This window comes from Enterobacter sp. BNK-34 (assembly GCF_048684445.1).
Classification (GTDB): domain Bacteria; phylum Pseudomonadota; class Gammaproteobacteria; order Enterobacterales; family Enterobacteriaceae; genus Enterobacter; species Enterobacter pseudoroggenkampii.
This window is the reverse complement of sequence record NZ_JBLQUA010000001.1, coordinates 4707304-4723251: the sequence shown is the minus strand read 5'-3', so window position 1 is coordinate 4723251 and position 15948 is coordinate 4707304. Positions and strand designations below refer to the sequence as shown.

The 15948-nt window shown below is 56.5% G+C and carries 15 protein-coding genes; 8 read left to right on the top strand and 7 right to left on the bottom strand.

The window, feature by feature from the left end; genetic code table 11:
• Window positions 1-4: 4 nt before the first annotated feature.
• Window positions 5-1468, bottom strand: a complete 1464-nt coding sequence (gene bepA, locus ACMGG5_RS23195; protein ID WP_048991275.1) for a beta-barrel assembly-enhancing protease — start codon at window positions 1466-1468, stop codon at window positions 5-7.
• A 221-nt stretch (window positions 1469-1689) separates the two neighbouring features.
• Between bepA and ACMGG5_RS23190 the strand changes: the two genes are divergently transcribed.
• Window positions 1690-2754 (top strand): AI-2E family transporter, encoded by a 1065-nt coding sequence (locus ACMGG5_RS23190; RefSeq protein ID WP_061714661.1) that lies wholly within the window; start codon window positions 1690-1692, stop codon window positions 2752-2754.
• 95 nt (window positions 2755-2849) lie between these two features.
• On the opposite strand, the gene bcp is transcribed toward ACMGG5_RS23190, so the two are convergent.
• A complete protein-coding gene (gene bcp / locus ACMGG5_RS23185; RefSeq protein WP_008501635.1) occupies window positions 2850-3320 on the bottom strand; it encodes a thioredoxin-dependent thiol peroxidase in 471 nt (156 codons plus the stop codon).
• A complete protein-coding gene (locus ACMGG5_RS23180; RefSeq protein ID WP_023325845.1) occupies window positions 3320-3889 on the bottom strand; it encodes a glycine cleavage system transcriptional repressor in 570 nt (189 codons plus the stop codon). Before ACMGG5_RS23180 ends, bcp begins: the two co-directional genes overlap by 1 nt.
• 145 nt (window positions 3890-4034) lie before the next feature.
• Between ACMGG5_RS23180 and dapA the strand changes: the two genes are divergently transcribed.
• The 6 genes from dapA to ypfH all read left to right on the top strand — a co-directional run bounded on the left by dapA (window position 4035) and on the right by ypfH (window position 10492).
• Window positions 4035-4913, top strand: a complete 879-nt coding sequence (gene dapA, locus ACMGG5_RS23175) for a 4-hydroxy-tetrahydrodipicolinate synthase (RefSeq protein ID WP_008501633.1) — start codon at window positions 4035-4037, stop codon at window positions 4911-4913.
• A 16-nt stretch (window positions 4914-4929) separates the two neighbouring features.
• On the top strand, window positions 4930-5964 hold the full coding sequence (gene bamC, locus ACMGG5_RS23170) for an outer membrane protein assembly factor BamC (protein WP_024907567.1): 1035 nt from the start codon (window positions 4930-4932) through the stop codon (window positions 5962-5964).
• A 109-nt stretch (window positions 5965-6073) separates the two neighbouring features.
• Window positions 6074-6787, top strand: a complete 714-nt coding sequence (gene purC / locus ACMGG5_RS23165) for a phosphoribosylaminoimidazolesuccinocarboxamide synthase (protein ID WP_023332985.1) — start codon at window positions 6074-6076, stop codon at window positions 6785-6787.
• A 120-nt stretch (window positions 6788-6907) separates the two neighbouring features.
• Window positions 6908-7777: a neutral zinc metallopeptidase gene (locus ACMGG5_RS23160; RefSeq protein WP_023308754.1), complete on the top strand. Its 870-nt coding sequence runs from the start codon at window positions 6908-6910 to the stop codon at window positions 7775-7777.
• Complete coding sequence (locus tag ACMGG5_RS23155; RefSeq protein ID WP_420278563.1) at window positions 7777-9723, top strand: tRNA(Met) cytidine acetyltransferase TmcA; 1947 nt, start codon at window positions 7777-7779, stop codon at window positions 9721-9723. The genes ACMGG5_RS23160 and ACMGG5_RS23155 overlap by 1 nt, the downstream gene beginning before the upstream one ends.
• Window positions 9724-9796: 73 nt before the next feature.
• Window positions 9797-10492, top strand: coding sequence for an esterase (gene ypfH / locus ACMGG5_RS23150; RefSeq protein ID WP_048991268.1), 696 nt, complete (start codon window positions 9797-9799; stop codon window positions 10490-10492).
• A 38-nt stretch (window positions 10493-10530) separates the two neighbouring features.
• Here the strand turns inward: ypfH and ACMGG5_RS23145 are convergent, their stop codons facing one another.
• From ACMGG5_RS23145 to ACMGG5_RS23135, 3 genes are read right to left on the bottom strand one after another with little or no spacing between them, the layout of a single operon-like run.
• Window positions 10531-10728, bottom strand: coding sequence for a YpfN family protein (locus ACMGG5_RS23145; protein ID WP_014171111.1), 198 nt, complete (start codon window positions 10726-10728; stop codon window positions 10531-10533).
• A 24-nt stretch (window positions 10729-10752) separates the two neighbouring features.
• On the bottom strand, window positions 10753-11880 hold the full coding sequence (gene dapE / locus ACMGG5_RS23140; protein WP_248165341.1) for a succinyl-diaminopimelate desuccinylase: 1128 nt from the start codon (window positions 11878-11880) through the stop codon (window positions 10753-10755).
• Window positions 11881-11890: 10 nt separating this feature from the next.
• Window positions 11891-12241 carry an ArsC family reductase gene (locus tag ACMGG5_RS23135; protein ID WP_248165340.1) on the bottom strand — a complete coding sequence of 117 codons (351 nt, stop codon included), beginning with the start codon at window positions 12239-12241 and terminating at the stop codon, window positions 11891-11893.
• Window positions 12242-12628: 387 nt separating this feature from the next.
• Between ACMGG5_RS23135 and ypfM the strand changes: the two genes are divergently transcribed.
• Complete coding sequence (ypfM, locus tag ACMGG5_RS23130; RefSeq protein ID WP_015572204.1) at window positions 12629-12688, top strand: protein YpfM; 60 nt, start codon at window positions 12629-12631, stop codon at window positions 12686-12688.
• Between the two features lie 100 nt (window positions 12689-12788).
• On the opposite strand, the gene acrD is transcribed toward ypfM, so the two are convergent.
• Window positions 12789-15902, bottom strand: a complete 3114-nt coding sequence (acrD, locus tag ACMGG5_RS23125; RefSeq protein ID WP_420278562.1) for a multidrug efflux RND transporter permease AcrD — start codon at window positions 15900-15902, stop codon at window positions 12789-12791.
• Window positions 15903-15948: the final 46 nt, after the last annotated feature.

Sequence of the window (15948 nt, the reverse complement as noted above, 5' to 3'; positions counted from 1 at the left end):
TTTATTACATCTTCTCGTACGGCTTAAAGCGCTGCTGCAGACCGCGTAGCTGATCGATACGCGCGTCGTAGCGAGCCTGCTGGAGGCTGCCGAGTTTGACCTGCGAGCTGGCACTGCTGAGCGCGGAAATCGCCTGATCGAGGCGGCCCACCAGGGCAAAACCTTCGGCACGCGCCGCCAGCTCCTGATCGCGGTTGCCGAGCTGGGCTTCCGCCTGAGCGAGCAGATCCCAGCCGTTTTGATCGTCTTTATTATTAAAGGTGTAGCGGTTGAGGATGGTCGCCGCCTCGCCGGGCTGGCCGCCCTGCAAGTAAGCGTTCGCCAGGTTAAGCTGCAGCACCGGGTTGGTACGGACGTCTTTCGCCCCTTTCAGGCGGTTAATCGCATCGGCAGGCTTCTTCTGCCCCAGATCGATATCCGTCGACAGATCGAGGTACCACGGGTTGTTCGGATCGGCTGCCAGAAGCGGCTGCAGCGCCTTACGCGCCTCGTCGTATTTGCTGGCTTCCATCGCCTGGAGCGCCTGACCATACTGCGCGGCGTTCTTCTCGCGCACGTTGCCTTTCGCCAGGGTATCCAGCAGGTCGCTGGTGAGCTGGTTACGCCCGGAATTGTACATCCCCAGCGTTCTCACTTTCGCCATGTAGAAATCCTGCGAAGACTGGACCACGACCGGGCGCATCTGGTTGGCACGGTTACGTGCGTCCGACAGACGGCTTTCCGGCAGCGGGTGGGTCAACAGAATTTCCGGCGGACGGGAAGAGTAACGCGCCTGATCGAGCAGTTTTTCGAGGAAGCTCGGCATGGCCTGCGGGTCAAAGCCCGAACGCTGCAGCACCTGAATCCCGATGCGGTCCGCTTCCTGCTCGTTTTGTTGGGTGAAGCTGATCATCCCCTGGCGCGTTCCCGCCAGCGTACCGGTCAGTGCTGCCATCCCGGCCTGCGGGCTGGCCATCGCCAGCAGAATAGAGCCCAGTGCACCCACCCAGGTGAGGGGGGCGTTACGTTTCTGGTCTTCCATCGCACGTGCGAGATGACGCTGGGTGACGTGCGAAATTTCGTGCGCCATTACCGAGGCCAGCTGGCTTTCGTTGTCAGAGTAACGGAATAACGCCGAATGCAGCACCACGTTACCGCCAAAGAAGGCGAAGGCGTTGATTTCGTCGTTATTGATTAAATAGAAATGGAAGGGGGTTTTTACCGAGTCGGCGTGCGAAACCAGACGCATCCCCAGCCCGTTAATGTACTGTACCAGCAAAGGGTCGTTAATCAGCGGGGCGCTGCCGCGCAGCTGGCGAACATAGTAATCCCCCATTTGCATCTCTTGCCCAATAGAGAGCGTGCTTCCTGCTGTGGTGCCCATGTCCGGCAATGTATCGGACGAGTCAGCAAAAGCGGGCAACACCTGACCGACCGTCACCGCGGCAATCAGTGTCGCAACCAGTGTTTTTCTCAACTGCCTGAACATAACCACTGTCCTGTATGTTGGATGTGCTAATTTGACCGATGAACCGGTATATCGTTCATCTCTGCTGCTCTGGGAGTGTAGCCGTGTTGTAGCATGAAGAAAATCCAATTCATCAGGCTTTTGCGGATTGTGATCGGGATACAAAAAGCGAAAGTCTTTTTTGTGACAGTTAGATACAATTCATCGTCTCACTCCCGCCATTCGATTCAGGGAAGGGTTGTATGCTCGAAATGTTAATGCAGTGGTACCGGCGTCGGTTCAGCGACCCGGAAGCCATTGCTTTGTTGGTTATTCTGGTTGCCGGGTTCGGTATTCTGTTCTTCTTCAGCGGCCTGCTCGCGCCCCTGCTGGTGGCGATTGTGCTGGCGTACCTGCTGGAGTGGCCAACGGTGCGCCTGGAGCACATCGGCTGTTCCCGTCGCTGGGCGACCAGCATCGTGCTGGTGCTGTTTGTCGGTATCCTGCTGTTAATGGCCTTTGTGGTGATGCCGGTTGCCTGGCAGCAGGGGATCTACCTTATTCGCGATATGCCCGGCATGCTGAACAAGCTTTCTGATTTTGCCGCCACGCTGCCGCGCCGTTACCCAGCCCTGATGGATGCCGGGATTATCGACGCGATGGCGGAAAATATGCGCGCCCGCATCATGACGATGGGCGATTCGGTGGTGAAATACTCTCTGGCCTCGCTGGTCGGACTGCTGACGCTGGCGGTTTACCTTGTGCTCGTGCCGCTGATGGTCTTCTTCCTGGTGAAAGATAAAGACCAGATGCTCAACGCCGTTCGCCGTATTCTGCCGCGCAACCGCGGGCTGGCGGGGCAGGTCTGGGAAGAGATGAACCAGCAGATCACCAACTACATTCGCGGCAAGGTGCTGGAGATGATTGTCGTGGGGGTCGCCACCTGGATTGGCTTCCTGATTTTCGGCCTGAACTACTCGCTGCTGCTGGCGGTGCTGGTGGGGCTGTCTGTCCTGATTCCGTATATCGGTGCGTTTGTGGTGACCATTCCGGTGGTTGGCGTGGCGCTGTTCCAGTTTGGGCTGGGAACTGAGTTCTGGAGCTGCTTCGCGGTGTACCTGATTATTCAGGGCCTGGACGGTAACCTGCTGGTACCTGTGCTGTTCTCCGAAGCGGTGAACCTGCATCCGCTGGTGATTATCTTATCGGTGGTGATTTTCGGCGGGCTGTGGGGATTCTGGGGCGTGTTCTTCGCCATTCCGCTGGCGACGCTGATTAAAGCCGTGGTCCACGCGTGGCCGGATGTGCCGGCGGTGGAAGAGAAGTAGTTTTGAGCGGCCTGATGCCCTCACCCCGACCCTCTCCCACGGGGAGAGGGGGAAAACACGAAAAACGGCAACCTGGGTTGCCGTTTTGCTGTTTATCAGGCGCTTTCTTTCAGCCAGTTCAACACCACGTCGTGGTGGTTGCTGGTTTTGAAGTCGTCAAACACGTGTTCAACTTTTCCGTCAGCGTCAATCAGGAAGCTGATGCGGTGAATACCGTCGTAGGTTTTACCCATAAACGTCTTCTCGCCCCAGACGCCGAACTGCTCGCACACCTGATGGTCTTCATCAGAAAGCAGCGTGAAGTTCAGCAGCTCTTTTTCAGCAAATCGTGACAGCTTTTCTGGTTTATCCGTGCTGATACCCAGCACTTCCACGCCGACTTTTTTCAACTCGTCCATGTTGTCGCGTAAGCCGCAGGCCTGTACGGTGCAGCCGGGGGTCATGGCTTTCGGGTAGAAATAGACCAGAACACGCTGTCCCTGGAAGTCGGTCAAATTTACTTGCTCGCCGTCTTGATCCGGTAAGCTAAATTTCGGTGCGATGTCACCGGCTTTCAGTGGGTTCATTACTCAACTCCATCCTGTTCGTGCTGCGAATAATTGACGACGCTTATACTGCCCTGCGCGTTTAATTCTGTACAGAGGGCTTTGAACGCTTGCTCGATATTTGACGCATCCTGTGATGCAGGACTGTGCGCGGTAATTTGAATAAAGAGCGTGGGAACCGTACTTGCGTCGCCCGGCTGTGTGCGGGAAACGAGCTCGGCAATGTTCATCTGATGGCTGTCAAACAGCGCGGTGAAGCGCTCTATCAGATGGGGAGAATCAGGCACTTCAACCTGCACCCAGACGGTAGAAGGCATAGCCGGACGCGGTCGCGCCGTGGTGCGCTTCATGACAATCAGCAAATCCAGCTCGGCGCCTTTCAGCGGCAGGGTCGATTCAATCAACGTAATGGCGTTCCATGTCCCGGAAAGCAACATAATAAATGTGAACTCTTCGCCAAGCATGGCCAGACGGCTGTCTTCGATATTACAGCCGCAGCTGCTTACGTGGCGGGTGATGGTGTTCACGATACCCGGCCTGTCGGCACCCAGCGCAGTGATAACCAGGTAATGTTGTGATGAGGTTGTCAAACCTGTTCTTCCTTTGCATGGTTAAGTCTTCCTAAGGAAAGCATAAAAAAAACATGCATACAACCGCCTGAGAGCCTCAGGTCGCTTGCTTTTATTACAGTTCCAAACGTAACATTGAGGCTCTTGTTCGCACAGAGGATGGCTCATGTTCACGGGAAGTATTGTCGCGCTTGTTACACCGATGGATGAAAAAGGTAATGTCTGCCGGTCAAGCATGAAGAAGCTCATTGATTACCATGTCGCCAATGGAACCTCGGCGATCGTTTCGGTAGGGACTACCGGTGAATCCGCAACGCTGAGCCACGACGAGCACGGCGATGTAGTGATGCTGACCCTGGAACTGGCTGACGGACGTATTCCGGTCATCGCGGGGACAGGGGCTAATGCAACCGCAGAAGCTATCAGCCTGACCAAACGTTTTAACGACAGCGGCATCGTTGGCTGTCTGACGGTGACCCCTTATTACAACCGTCCTACTCAGGAAGGTTTGTTCCAGCACTTCAAAGCCATCGCTGAGCATACTGACTTGCCACAAATTCTGTATAATGTGCCGTCCCGTACCGGTTGCGATATGCTGCCGGAAACCGTTGGTCGTCTCTCGGAAGTAAAAAATATTATCGGTATTAAAGAGGCGACAGGGAACTTAAGCCGCGTTCATCAGATCAAAGAGCTGGTTTCAGACGACTTTATCCTGTTGAGTGGTGATGATGCGACCGCGCTGGACTTTATGCAGCTCGGTGGCCATGGCGTGATTTCCGTAACGGCAAACGTTGCGGCGCGCGATATGGCTGAAATGTGCAAACTGGCCGCAGCTGGTCACTTTGATGAAGCCCGTGTCATTAATCAGCGTCTGATGCCGCTGCACAATAAATTATTTGTCGAACCCAATCCGATCCCAGTGAAATGGGCATGTAAGGAGTTGGGGCTTGTAGCAACCGATACGCTGCGTCTGCCAATGACACCGATTACCGACCACGGTCGTGACATCGTCAGGGCGGCGCTGAAGCATGCCGGTTTGCTGTAGAGTTTAGGGAGATTTGATGGCTTATTCAGTACAGAAGTCGCGCCTGGCGAAGGTTGCGAGTGTTTCGCTTGTTATGCTGCTCGCTGCCTGTAGTTCAGACTCGCGCTACAAGCGCCAGGTGAGCGGTGATGAATCCTATCTGGATGCGACCCCGCTTGCTGAACTTCACGCACCGGCTGGTATGATCCTGCCGATTCAGAACGGCGATTATAATATTCCCGTGACCAACGGCAGCGGCCAGGTCGGTAAAGCGCTTGATATTCGTCCGCCAGCACAGCCTCTGGCGCTGGTTAACGGGGCGCGTACCCAGTTCACCGGTGATACGGCGTCTCTGATGGTTGAGAGCGCGCGCGGTAGCACGCTGTGGCCGCAGGTTGTCAGCGTCATTCAGTCGAAGAACTACACCATCGATAAACGCGATGACGCCAGCCAGACGTTAACCACCGACTGGATCGAGTGGAACCGTCTGGATGAAGACCAGCAGTACCGCGGTCGTTATCAAGTCTCCGTAAAACCACAGGGTTACCAGCAGGCGGTTAACGTTAAGCTGTTGAACCTGGAGCAGGCGGGTAAACCGGTTGCGGATGCCGCGTCCCTGCAGCGTTACAGCACCGAAATGCTGAACGTGATTGCCGCGGGTCTGGATAAAACCGCGACCGATGCCGCCAACGCCGCGCAGAGCCGCAACGGTGTGACCTTCGATGTGCAAAGCGGTGCGGATGATACCGGTCTGCCAATGCTGGTGGTTCGTGCACCGTTTAACCAGACCTGGCAGCGTTTGCCAGCGACGCTGGAAAAAGTGGGCATGAAAGTGACCGACAGCACCCGCTCAACCGGTAGCATGACGGCAACCTATAAGCCGCTCTCCGACAGCGCATGGCAGGAACTGGGCGCGAAAGATCCTCAGCTTGCCTCCGGTGACTACAAAATTCAGGTCGGTGACCTTGATAACCGCAGTAGCCTGCAGTTTATCGATCCGAAAGGTCACACGCTGACCCAGTCGCAGAACGATGCGCTGGTCGCTGTCTTCCAGGCAGCATTCAGCAAATAAATACGAGGGCTGGTGAATCCAGCCCTTTTTATTTTCGTGCCACGCAAACGTGTGCGTGGCATAATATGCCCAGTTTTGAACACAAATCATCACACCAGGAGTAATGAAGATGCAGAAGCAAGCTGAGTTGTATCGTGGCAAAGCGAAGACCGTATACAGCACGGAAAACCCGGATCTGTTGGTGCTCGAGTTCCGCAATGATACGTCAGCAGGGGATGGCGCACGCATTGAGCAGTTCGATCGTAAAGGCATGGTGAACAACAAGTTCAACCACTTCATTATGACCAAACTGGCCGAAGCGGGTATCCCGACCCAGATGGAAGCGTTGCTGTCCGATACGGAATGTCTGGTGAAGAAACTGGATATGGTTCCGGTTGAGTGCGTTATTCGTAACCGTGCGGCGGGCTCCCTGGTGAAGCGTCTCGGCATTGAAGAAGGTATCGAGCTGAACCCACCTCTGTTCGACCTGTTCCTGAAAAACGACGCCATGCACGACCCGATGGTCAACGAATCCTACTGCGAAACCTTCGGCTGGGTGAGCAAAGAGAACCTGGCGCGTATGCAGGAGCTGACCTATAAGGCCAACGACGTGCTGAAAAAACTGTTTGATGACGCGGGCCTGATCCTCGTCGACTTCAAGCTGGAGTTTGGTCTGTTCAAAGGCGAAGTGGTGCTGGGCGATGAGTTCTCTCCAGACGGTAGCCGCCTGTGGGACAAAGAAACCCTGGATAAAATGGACAAAGACCGTTTCCGTCAGAGCCTGGGTGGCCTGATTGAAGCGTACGAAGCGGTTGCTCACCGTTTAGGCGTTAAGCTCGACTAACTCCCTCACCTGCCAAAGGATGTTCGCATCCTTTGGCGTCTTACCTTTGTTTCCTATGGTAATCTTGCCGTTAACCGCCTACGATCATAGCTATTATAAATGGAATAGTTCGAGGTGGTTATGCGCTGGCAAGGGCGTCGTGAAAGTGACAATGTAGAAGACAGACGCAGTGATGGTGGCGGCGGTCCTTCAATGGGGGGGCCCGGCTTCCGGTTACCCAGCGGCAAGGGCGGCATCATCCTGCTGATTGTGGTGTTAGTCGCGGGTTACTACGGCGTTGACCTCACCGGGTTGATGACCGGTCAGCCGCTGCAACAGCAGCAGCATTCTCAGCGCTCCATCAGCCCGAATGAAGATGAAGCGGCCAAATTTACCTCCGTTATTCTCGCCACAACAGAAGACACCTGGAGTCAGCTGTTTGAGAAAATGGGGCGTACCTACCAGCAGCCGAAGCTGGTGATGTACCGGGGGGCAACCCGCACCGGATGCGGCACCGGACAATCCGTGATGGGGCCGTTCTACTGCCCGGCAGACGGTACCGTCTATATCGATCTCTCTTTTTACGATGACATGAAACGCAAGCTTGGTGCCGACGGTGATTTTGCTCAGGGCTACGTGATCGCACATGAGGTTGGCCATCACGTGCAAAAGCTGCTGGGGATTGAGCCAAAAGTACGCCAGCTGCAGCAAAATGCGTCGCAGGCAGAAGTGAACCGCCTGTCCGTCAAAATGGAGCTGCAGGCGGACTGCTTCGCGGGCGTCTGGGGTCACAGCATGCAGCAGCAGGGCGTGCTGGAATCCGGCGATCTTGAGGAGGCGCTGAATGCCGCTCAGGCTATCGGTGACGACCGTCTTCAGCAGCAGAGCCAGGGGCGCGTCGTACCGGACAGCTTCACTCACGGTACCTCACAGCAGCGCTACAGCTGGTTTAAACGCGGTTTCGACAGCGGCGACCCGGCGCAGTGTAATACCTTCGGCAAAGCGATGTAATGCTGGCGTTTGATCAGCTGATACGCGAGCTTGAGCGCACCGGCCATCGTCGGCTGGTGGTGCTCAGCGGTGAGGCGCAGTGGACGTTAAGCCAGGCGGTTGCCCTGCGTGACGCCTTGCCCGGAGACTGGGTAAGGCTTGACGAACATCCTTCAAAAGCCATCAGCAGCCTGCTGGGACGCGAGTTCCAGCATGCCGTTTTTGACGCCAGCACCGGGTTTGATGTCGCCGCGTTTGCCGCCCTGAGTGGAACGCTGAGCGCCGGAAGCCTTCTGGTGTTGCGGGTTCCGCCGCTTACTGACTGGGCCGACAGGCCTGACAGCGATTCTTTGCGCTGGAGCGACAGCGCGGAGCCGATCGCCACTCCACACTTTGTGCACCACTTCTGCCGGACGCTTGCCGCCGATTCGGATGCGATTGTCTTGCATCAGCATCGTCCCTTGTCCGTTCCCGTTGCGCCGGATTTACCCGCCTGGCAGCCTGCCAGCGGCGCACCGCAGCGCGAGCAGGCGGAGATCCTCGACGTGCTTCTGACCATGCCTGCGGGCATTGCAGCCGTAACGGCACCGCGCGGACGCGGAAAGTCAGCGCTGGCGGGGATGCTGCTCAGTCGCATTCAGGGGAGTGCGGTGGTCACTGCACCGGCTAAAGGGGCAACGGATGTCATTGCGCGCTTTGCGGGCGAGCATTTCCACTTTATGGCTCCGGACGCGCTGCTGGCCTCTTCACATCAGGCTGACTGGTTGATTGTCGATGAAGCGGCTGCGATCCCGGGTCCGCTGCTGGAGAAGCTGGTGACGCGTTTTCCGCGCGTAGTGTTAACCACCACGGTCCAGGGCTATGAGGGGACGGGCAGGGGATTCCTGCTGAAGTTCTGCGCTCGTTTCAGTGGATTGCGGCATTATGCCTTATCGACCCCCATTCGCTGGGCTGCCGGATGCCCGCTTGAGCGATTCGTGGCGAATGCGCTGTTATTTGATGATGCGCTTATCGATCGCAAACCGGAAGGCGATGTGCGTATAAAGCCGCTGACACCGCGGACGTGGGATAGTGACCCGGCATGCGTGGCAAGCGTTTATGAACTGCTGTGTGCTGCACATTACCGTACTTCACCGCTCGATTTACGCCGGATGATGGACGCGCCCGGCCAGCACTTTGCTGTTGCCGGGACGGAGGCAGAGATTGCCGGCGCGCTCTGGCTGGTGGAAGAGGGCGGGCTGTCCCCTGAGCTTAGCCGCGCCGTGTGGGCGGGATACCGGCGTCCACGCGGGAATCTCGTGGCGCAGTCGCTGGCGGCGCACGGCGGATCGCCACTCGCGGCGACGCTGAAAGGGCGACGGGTTAGCCGCATTGCGGTTCACCCCCTGCGCCAGCGGGAAGGCATCGGGCAACGGCTTATCCGTAGCGCCAGCGGGGAAGACTATCTGTCGGTGAGTTTTGGTTATACCGACGAGCTGTGGCATTTCTGGCATCAATGTGGGTTTGTGCTGGTGCGGATGGGGAGCCATCGGGAAGCCAGCAGCGGCTGCTACACGGCGATGGCGCTGCTGCCGCTGAGCGAAGCCGGGCGTCAGCTGTGCGCGCAGGAACATCAGCGTTTGTGCCGGGATATGCGCGTCCTGTCGGCCCGGAACGGTGAAAAGATCCCGGTGGAAGACGGCTGGGAAGCTACCCTTAATAGTGACGACTGGCGGGAGCTGGCGGGGTTTGCGTTCGCCCATCGGGCGTTTTCAACCTCGGTTGCCGCGCTGACGCGGTTGTTGCTCACCATTGATATGCCGCTTCCGGCCCTGCGGGGGAAAATGGCAGGGAAAGCGGATGAGGTCGGGCGAAAAGCGTTGCTGGCAAAGCTGCGCAGTGAAACCGCGCAAGCGCTTGAAAGCCTTGATTATCCGCGCTGCCAGCGGTTGAAGGAAGCCATTTTGCAATGGCAATTTTTTCAATGACTTCTTCAGTAAAGTGGCATGGTCATTCCCGCCGGGAGGCGTAGAATCCAGGTCATCTATTAAGGAGACCACCATGAAACACGACCATTTTGTTGTTCAAAGCCCTGACAAACCGGCTAAACAGTTACTGCTTCTGTTTCATGGGGTTGGCGATAATGCCGTCAATATGGGTCAGATTGGCAGCTGGTTTGCGCCCGTTTTCCCCGAAGCGCTGATTGTCAGCATCGGTGGCGTAGAGCCATGCGGGCCGAACGGGCGCCAGTGGTTCTCGGTTCAGGGCGTGACGGAAGAGAACCGTCAGGCGCGCATTGATGCCATCATGCCGACCTTTATCGATATCGTCCGCTACTGGCAACAGCAGAGCGGCGTGGGTGCCGACGCGACCGCGTTGATTGGCTTCTCGCAGGGGTCAATCATGTCGCTGGAAAGCGTTAAAGCGCAGCCGGGTCTGGTTTCACGGGTGATCGCGTTTAACGGCCGTTTTGCGACGTTACCGACAAGCGCAACCACGCAGACCACGATCCACCTGATCCACGGCGGCGAAGACCGGGTGATCGAGCTCTCGCATGCGGTTGCTGCCCAGGAAGCGTTGATTCGCGAAGGTGGGGATGTGACGCTGGATATCGTTGACGATCTGGGCCACGCCATCGACGACCGGAGCATGCAGTTCGCGCTCGATCGTTTGCGCTATACCGTACCGAAGCACTACTTTGATGAAGCGCTCAGCGGCGGTAAGCCGGATAATGATGATATTGTTGAGTTTATGTGAGGTTATCCCCTCTCTACAGGAGAGGGGATACAGACCGATTACTTCTTCTGGTCTTTCTTCGGCCAGTCGTCGTCATCGTCCCACTTGTCGTTGAAATCACGGTGCGGGGGAAGGTCCGGTTTGTTGGCGAGAAATTTTTTATGGTCCACGCGCTTAAGGTCTTTAATCACGTTCAGCAATACGCCAACCAGAAAAACCAACACCAGAATCCACCAGTACTTTGAAAGCCAATCCATTCGCTATTCCTCTCAGAGCGTTCGTCAGGCGACGAGTTGCTCCATAATACGTTGATACATACGGGCCAGCAGTTGCAAATCTGCCGCATTGACACACTCATTTATTTTATGAATGGTTGCGTTTACTGGCCCCAGTTCGACAACCTGGGCGCCCATACGGGCGATAAAGCGTCCGTCTGAAGTGCCACCCGTTGTCAGCAGCTGTGGCTTAATTTCATTATAGTGCTCGATGGCGTTCACCACCGCATCCACCAGCTTACCGCGCTGCGTCAGGAACGGCTGGCCGGAAAGCCACCACTCCACGGTGTAGCGCAGCTGATATTTTTCCAGCAGGGCGATAACGCGCGCCTTGATCATCTCATCGGTCAGTTCGGTGCTGAAGCGGAAGTTAAACTGGACGAAGTAATCACCCGGGATCACGTTGTTGCTGCCGGTCCCGGCCTTGACGTTCGCAATCTGCATGCTGGTTGGTGGGAAGAATTCGTTGCCTTTATCCCACTCGATGCCCACCAGTTCGTTCAGCATCGGCGCAGCGCGATGTACCGGGTTATCGGCCAGATGCGGATACGCAACGTGCCCCTGAACGCCGTGAATGGTCAGGTTACAGGTCAGCGAGCCACGGCGCCCGTTTTTGACGACATCACCCACCACTTCGGTACTGGACGGCTCACCGACCAGGCAGTAGTCCAGACGCTCGTTGCGCGCCATCAGCGCTTCAACGACCTTTACGGTACCGTTATGGGCGCTGGCTTCTTCGTCGGAGGTTATCAAAAACGCGAGACGGTTTTTGTGGTTCGGATGCTGCGCCACAAAGCGCTCTGCCGCCACGACCATCGCCGCCAGAGAGCCTTTCATGTCTGCCGCGCCGCGACCAAACAGCATGCCATCGCGAATGGTCGGCTCAAACGGCGGGTTAATCCAGCGATCCGCATCACCTACCGGAACGACGTCAGTATGCCCGGCAAAGGCCAGCGTTTCACCCTGGCCGCGCCACGCCCAGAAGTTCTGGGTATCGCCAAAATCCATGTGTTCAACGGTAAAACCGATGGCACGCAGGCGTTCAATCATAAGAGCCTGACAACCTGCGTCGTCCGGGCTAAGGGAAGGACGGCGAATAAGCTGCTGAGTCAGCTCAATGACCGGGCATGACATAAACTACACCTCAACGAAAAAAGTCGGAATAAAGGGTTTCACTGAAACCCAGCAGCATAGGCTGCCCTGGCGCGCAGAGCAATGGGCGTTTGATAATTGCCGGCATCTCGAGCATCAGTTTTGCCGCGCTGTCGGCATCTTTGATGCTGGCGCGCAGAGAGTCGTCCAGTTTACGCCAGGTGGTACCGCGGGTATTCAGCAGGGCTTCCCAGCCCAGTTCGCGAATAGCGCTATGCAGAAATTCTGCATCGAGCCCATCGGCACGGTAATCGTGGAAGCGGTACGCCACGCTGTTTGCTTCCAGCCAGCGGCGGGCTTTTTTGATGGTGTCGCAATTTTTAATGCCGTACATCACAACCATGGTGAATCCTTTTGATGTTCTGATAATTAAATGTTCAGTAAATTCGAAGATATATCCTTAAGTGGAATATAACACATTCAGGAATCGTCTGGATTAATGTGTCTTCTTAATTCGACTCACAACTGTACGCTGAATATTCTTTCATCATTTAAGCATAGATGTCCATAAACTTTAAAAACCCAATAAAGTCAGCCAATAAAATAAAACTCACCCGTCCGTAGGGTTATTTCAAAATATTGCTGGCCGTCACAAAAAATTGAGGGCTCTCCGTTCATATTTATCATAAATCCCCGCGGGACGTGGGGTACAATCACAGCAATTGGTTAAATAGTCTTCACAATGATGGTACGTTTTTGTAGAATGCGCATAATAATAAGAGAGGTTGTTATGATTGAACGTGAACTGGGGAACTGGAAAGATTTTATCGAAGGCATGCTTCGTAAATGACATTCAGTAAGAATTGCAAGAGCACTAAAATAACCATAGTGTGAATTAATCACACAATAAAAAGGCGGCCGATAAAGCCGCCTTTTTTTATTTCAACCACTTACTCAGGACGTTCCTTCAGCGGGAAGCGGCGACGCACCAGCACAAAGAACAGCGGAACGAAGTAAATGGCCAGAATGGTGGCCGAAATCATGCCGCCCATCACCCCGGTCCCGACCGCATGCTGGCTGCTGGAGCCCGCGCCCGTGCTGGTTGCCATTGGCAGAACACCAAAGACAAACGCCAGCGACGTCATCAGGATCGGACGCAGGCGCTGACGGCAGGCGTGCAGCGTAGCGGCCATCAGCTCGTGGCCTTTGGCATTCATCTCGTTGGCAAACTCAACGATCAGAATGGCGTTTTTCGCCGACAGCCCAATAACGGTGAGCAGGCCCACCTGGAAGTAGACATCGTTCTCCAGGCCGCGCATCCAGGTCGCCAGCAGCGCACCGATGACGCCAAGGGGCACCACCAGCATGACCGAGAACGGGACCGACCAGCTCTCATACAGTGCGGCAAGGCAGAGGAAGACCACCAGCAGAGAGAGCGCGTAAAGCGCAGGGGCCTGCGCCCCGGAGAGACGCTCCTGGTAAGACATGGCCGTCCACTCGAGACCAAAACCGGCGGGCAGCTGCTGCACCAGTTTTTCCATGGTGTCCATGGCAGTACCGGTACTGACGCCTGGCGCGGCTTCCCCGACGATTTCAACCGCAGAATAGCCGTTATAGCGCTCCAGGCGCGGCGAGCCGCTCTCCCAGTGCGAATTAGCAAAGGCGGAGAACGGCACCATGCCGCCAGCATTATTTCTGACAAACCAGCGGTTGATATCATCCGGCAGCATGCGGAACGGCGCGGCGGACTGGACATATACTTTTTTCACGCGGCCGCGGTCCATAAAGTCATTCACATAGCTCGAGCCCCACGCCGTCTGCAGGGTGTCATTGATATCGTTGATCGAGACGCCCAGCGCCTGTGCCTTACGCTGATCGATATCCACCTGGAGCTGTGGACTATCATCAAGACCGTTATGGCGAACGCGGGTCAGGCCCGGATCGTTGCCCGCCAGCGCTAGCAGCTTATCGCGTGCCGCCATCAGCGCCGTGTGGCCCGCCCCGGCGTGATCCTGCAGCTCCATATCGAAACCGGCAGAACTGCCCAGCCCGCTTATCGCCGGCGGACTGCTGGCAAAGACGCGCGCCTCTTTGATGTGCGCAAAGGCTTTGGTCGCACGTTCAATGATGGCAAATGACGTTCCCGTTCTGGTATCGCGCTCGTCCCAGTCCTTCAGGCGGACGAACATGCGGGCGACGTTCTGCCCGTTCCCGCCCGGACCGGAGCCGACGGTAGAGAAGACCGACACCACGTTATCTTTCTCTTTGGTGAAGAAGTACTGTTCCACTTTCTGGACCACTTTCAGCGTCTGCTGCTGCGTTGCGCCGCTCGGAAGCTGCACCGAGGTGGTGAACATCCCCCGGTCTTCCATCGGCAGGAACGAGGTGGGCAGGTGCAGGAACAGCCAGACCATGCCGCCCAGCAGCACAACGTAAATCATCATCCAGCGCAGACTGCGGTGCAGTACGCGACCGACGGCAGATTCATACCGCGCGGCGTTGCGGTTGAACATCCGGTTAAACCAGCCGAAGAAGCCTCTCTGACCGTGATGCTCCCCTTTGTGCAGCGGTTTCAGAATGGTGGCGCACAGCGCGGGGGTGAGGATCAGCGCCACCAGCACGGAGAGCACCATCGCCGAGACAATGGTTATCGAGAACTGACGGTAAATCGCCCCGGTGGTGCCGCCAAAGAAGGCCATCGGGATAAAGACGGCCGACAGCACCATCGCAATCCCGACCAGCGCCCCCTGAATTTGCCCCATGGATTTGCGCGTCGCCTGGCGCGGAGTGAGTCCTTCTTCGCTCATGATGCGCTCGACGTTTTCAACCACCACGATGGCATCATCCACCAGAAGGCCAATCGCCAGCACCATGGCAAACATCGTCAGGGTATTAATGCTGTACCCGAACGCGTACAGCACCGCAAAGGTCCCCAGCAGCACCACCGGGACGGCAATGGTGGGGATCAGCGTCGCGCGGAAGTTTTGCAGGAACAGGTACATGACCAGGAACACCAGCGCGATGGCTTCCAGCAGGGTCTTCACCACGTCCTCAATCGACGCTTTAACGAAGGAGGTGGTTTCATAGGCGACTTTATACTCCAGCCCGTGCGGGAAATACTGCGACAGCTCGTCCAGACGATCTAACACCAGTTTCGCCGTCGCCATTTCGTTCGCGCCGGAGGCCAGTTTAATCCCCAGGCCAGAGGCCTGATTGCCGTTAAAGCGGCTCAGGTAGTCGTATTTCTCCGCCCCCATTTCCACCGTGGCGACATCGCCCAGACGCACTTCCGACCCGTCCTGATTCACGCGCAGGGTGATGTTGCGGAACTGGTCCGGCGTCTGCAGCAGGGATTGCGAATTGATGGTGGCGTTCAGGGCTTGCTTATCAACGGAAGGCGTTCCCCCCAGTTGCCCCACGGCAATCTGGGCGTTCTGGGCTTTAATGGCATCCGTCACGTCGGTTGCCGTCATCTGATAGCTGTTCAGCTTGTTGGGATCGAGCCAGATACGCATGGAGTATTGTGAGCCGTAGGCGTCGATATCCCCGACGCCGTTGATACGACTGATGGGATCCTGAATATTACTGGCGACGTAGTCCGCGATGTCCTGTTTATCCATCGAGCCATCTGTCGAGACAAACGCGATGGTCAAAATGTTGGTATCACCGGTTTTACGCACGGTCACGCCCTGGTTCTGCACCGCCTGGGGCAGCTTGCGCATGGCCGACTGCAGCTGGTTTTGGACCTGCTGCACCGCTTCGTCCGGGTCGGTGCCCGCCTTAAAGCTCAGGGTGACCGTCGCCTGTCCCGTGGCGCTGCTTTGTGAGGACATGTACATCAGGTTATCCAGACCCGTCATGTTCTGCTCGATAACCTGCGTCACGGTATTTTCCAGCGTTTGTGCCGACGCGCCGGGATAGTTTGCGGTGACGCGCACGTTCGGCGGTGCCAGGTCGGGGTATTGCTCAACGGGAAGTGAAGTAATCGCCAGGACACCTGTCAGACACAACAGGATGGCAAGCACCCAGGCAAAAATGGGGCGATCGATGAAGAAATTCGCCATGAAAGTGTGACCTCGTTTTGCTGCACGTCATTATTGTTTATTGCCC

Bases quoted from the DNA above. Each gene is read 5' to 3' on its own strand.
- dapE (WP_248165341.1), bottom strand. From the start codon at position 11,880: ATGTCATGCCCGGTCATTGAGCTGACTCAGCAGCTTATTCGCCGTCCT.
- bcp (WP_008501635.1), bottom strand. From the start codon at position 3,320: ATGAACCCACTGAAAGCCGGTGACATCGCACCGAAATTTAGCTTACCG.
- bamC (WP_024907567.1), top strand. From the start codon at position 4,930: ATGGCTTATTCAGTACAGAAGTCGCGCCTGGCGAAGGTTGCGAGTGTT.
- purC (WP_023332985.1), top strand. From the start codon at position 6,074: ATGCAGAAGCAAGCTGAGTTGTATCGTGGCAAAGCGAAGACCGTATAC.
- ACMGG5_RS23160 (WP_023308754.1), top strand. From the start codon at position 6,908: ATGCGCTGGCAAGGGCGTCGTGAAAGTGACAATGTAGAAGACAGACGC.
- dapA (WP_008501633.1), top strand. From the start codon at position 4,035: ATGTTCACGGGAAGTATTGTCGCGCTTGTTACACCGATGGATGAAAAA.
- acrD (WP_420278562.1), bottom strand. From the start codon at position 15,902: ATGGCGAATTTCTTCATCGATCGCCCCATTTTTGCCTGGGTGCTTGCC.
- ypfH (WP_048991268.1), top strand. From the start codon at position 9,797: ATGAAACACGACCATTTTGTTGTTCAAAGCCCTGACAAACCGGCTAAA.
- ACMGG5_RS23145 (WP_014171111.1), bottom strand. From the start codon at position 10,728: ATGGATTGGCTTTCAAAGTACTGGTGGATTCTGGTGTTGGTTTTTCTG.
- ACMGG5_RS23190 (WP_061714661.1), top strand. From the start codon at position 1,690: ATGCTCGAAATGTTAATGCAGTGGTACCGGCGTCGGTTCAGCGACCCG.
- ACMGG5_RS23135 (WP_248165340.1), bottom strand. From the start codon at position 12,241: ATGGTTGTGATGTACGGCATTAAAAATTGCGACACCATCAAAAAAGCC.
- bepA (WP_048991275.1), bottom strand. From the start codon at position 1,468: ATGTTCAGGCAGTTGAGAAAAACACTGGTTGCGACACTGATTGCCGCG.
- ACMGG5_RS23155 (WP_420278563.1), top strand. From the start codon at position 7,777: ATGCTGGCGTTTGATCAGCTGATACGCGAGCTTGAGCGCACCGGCCAT.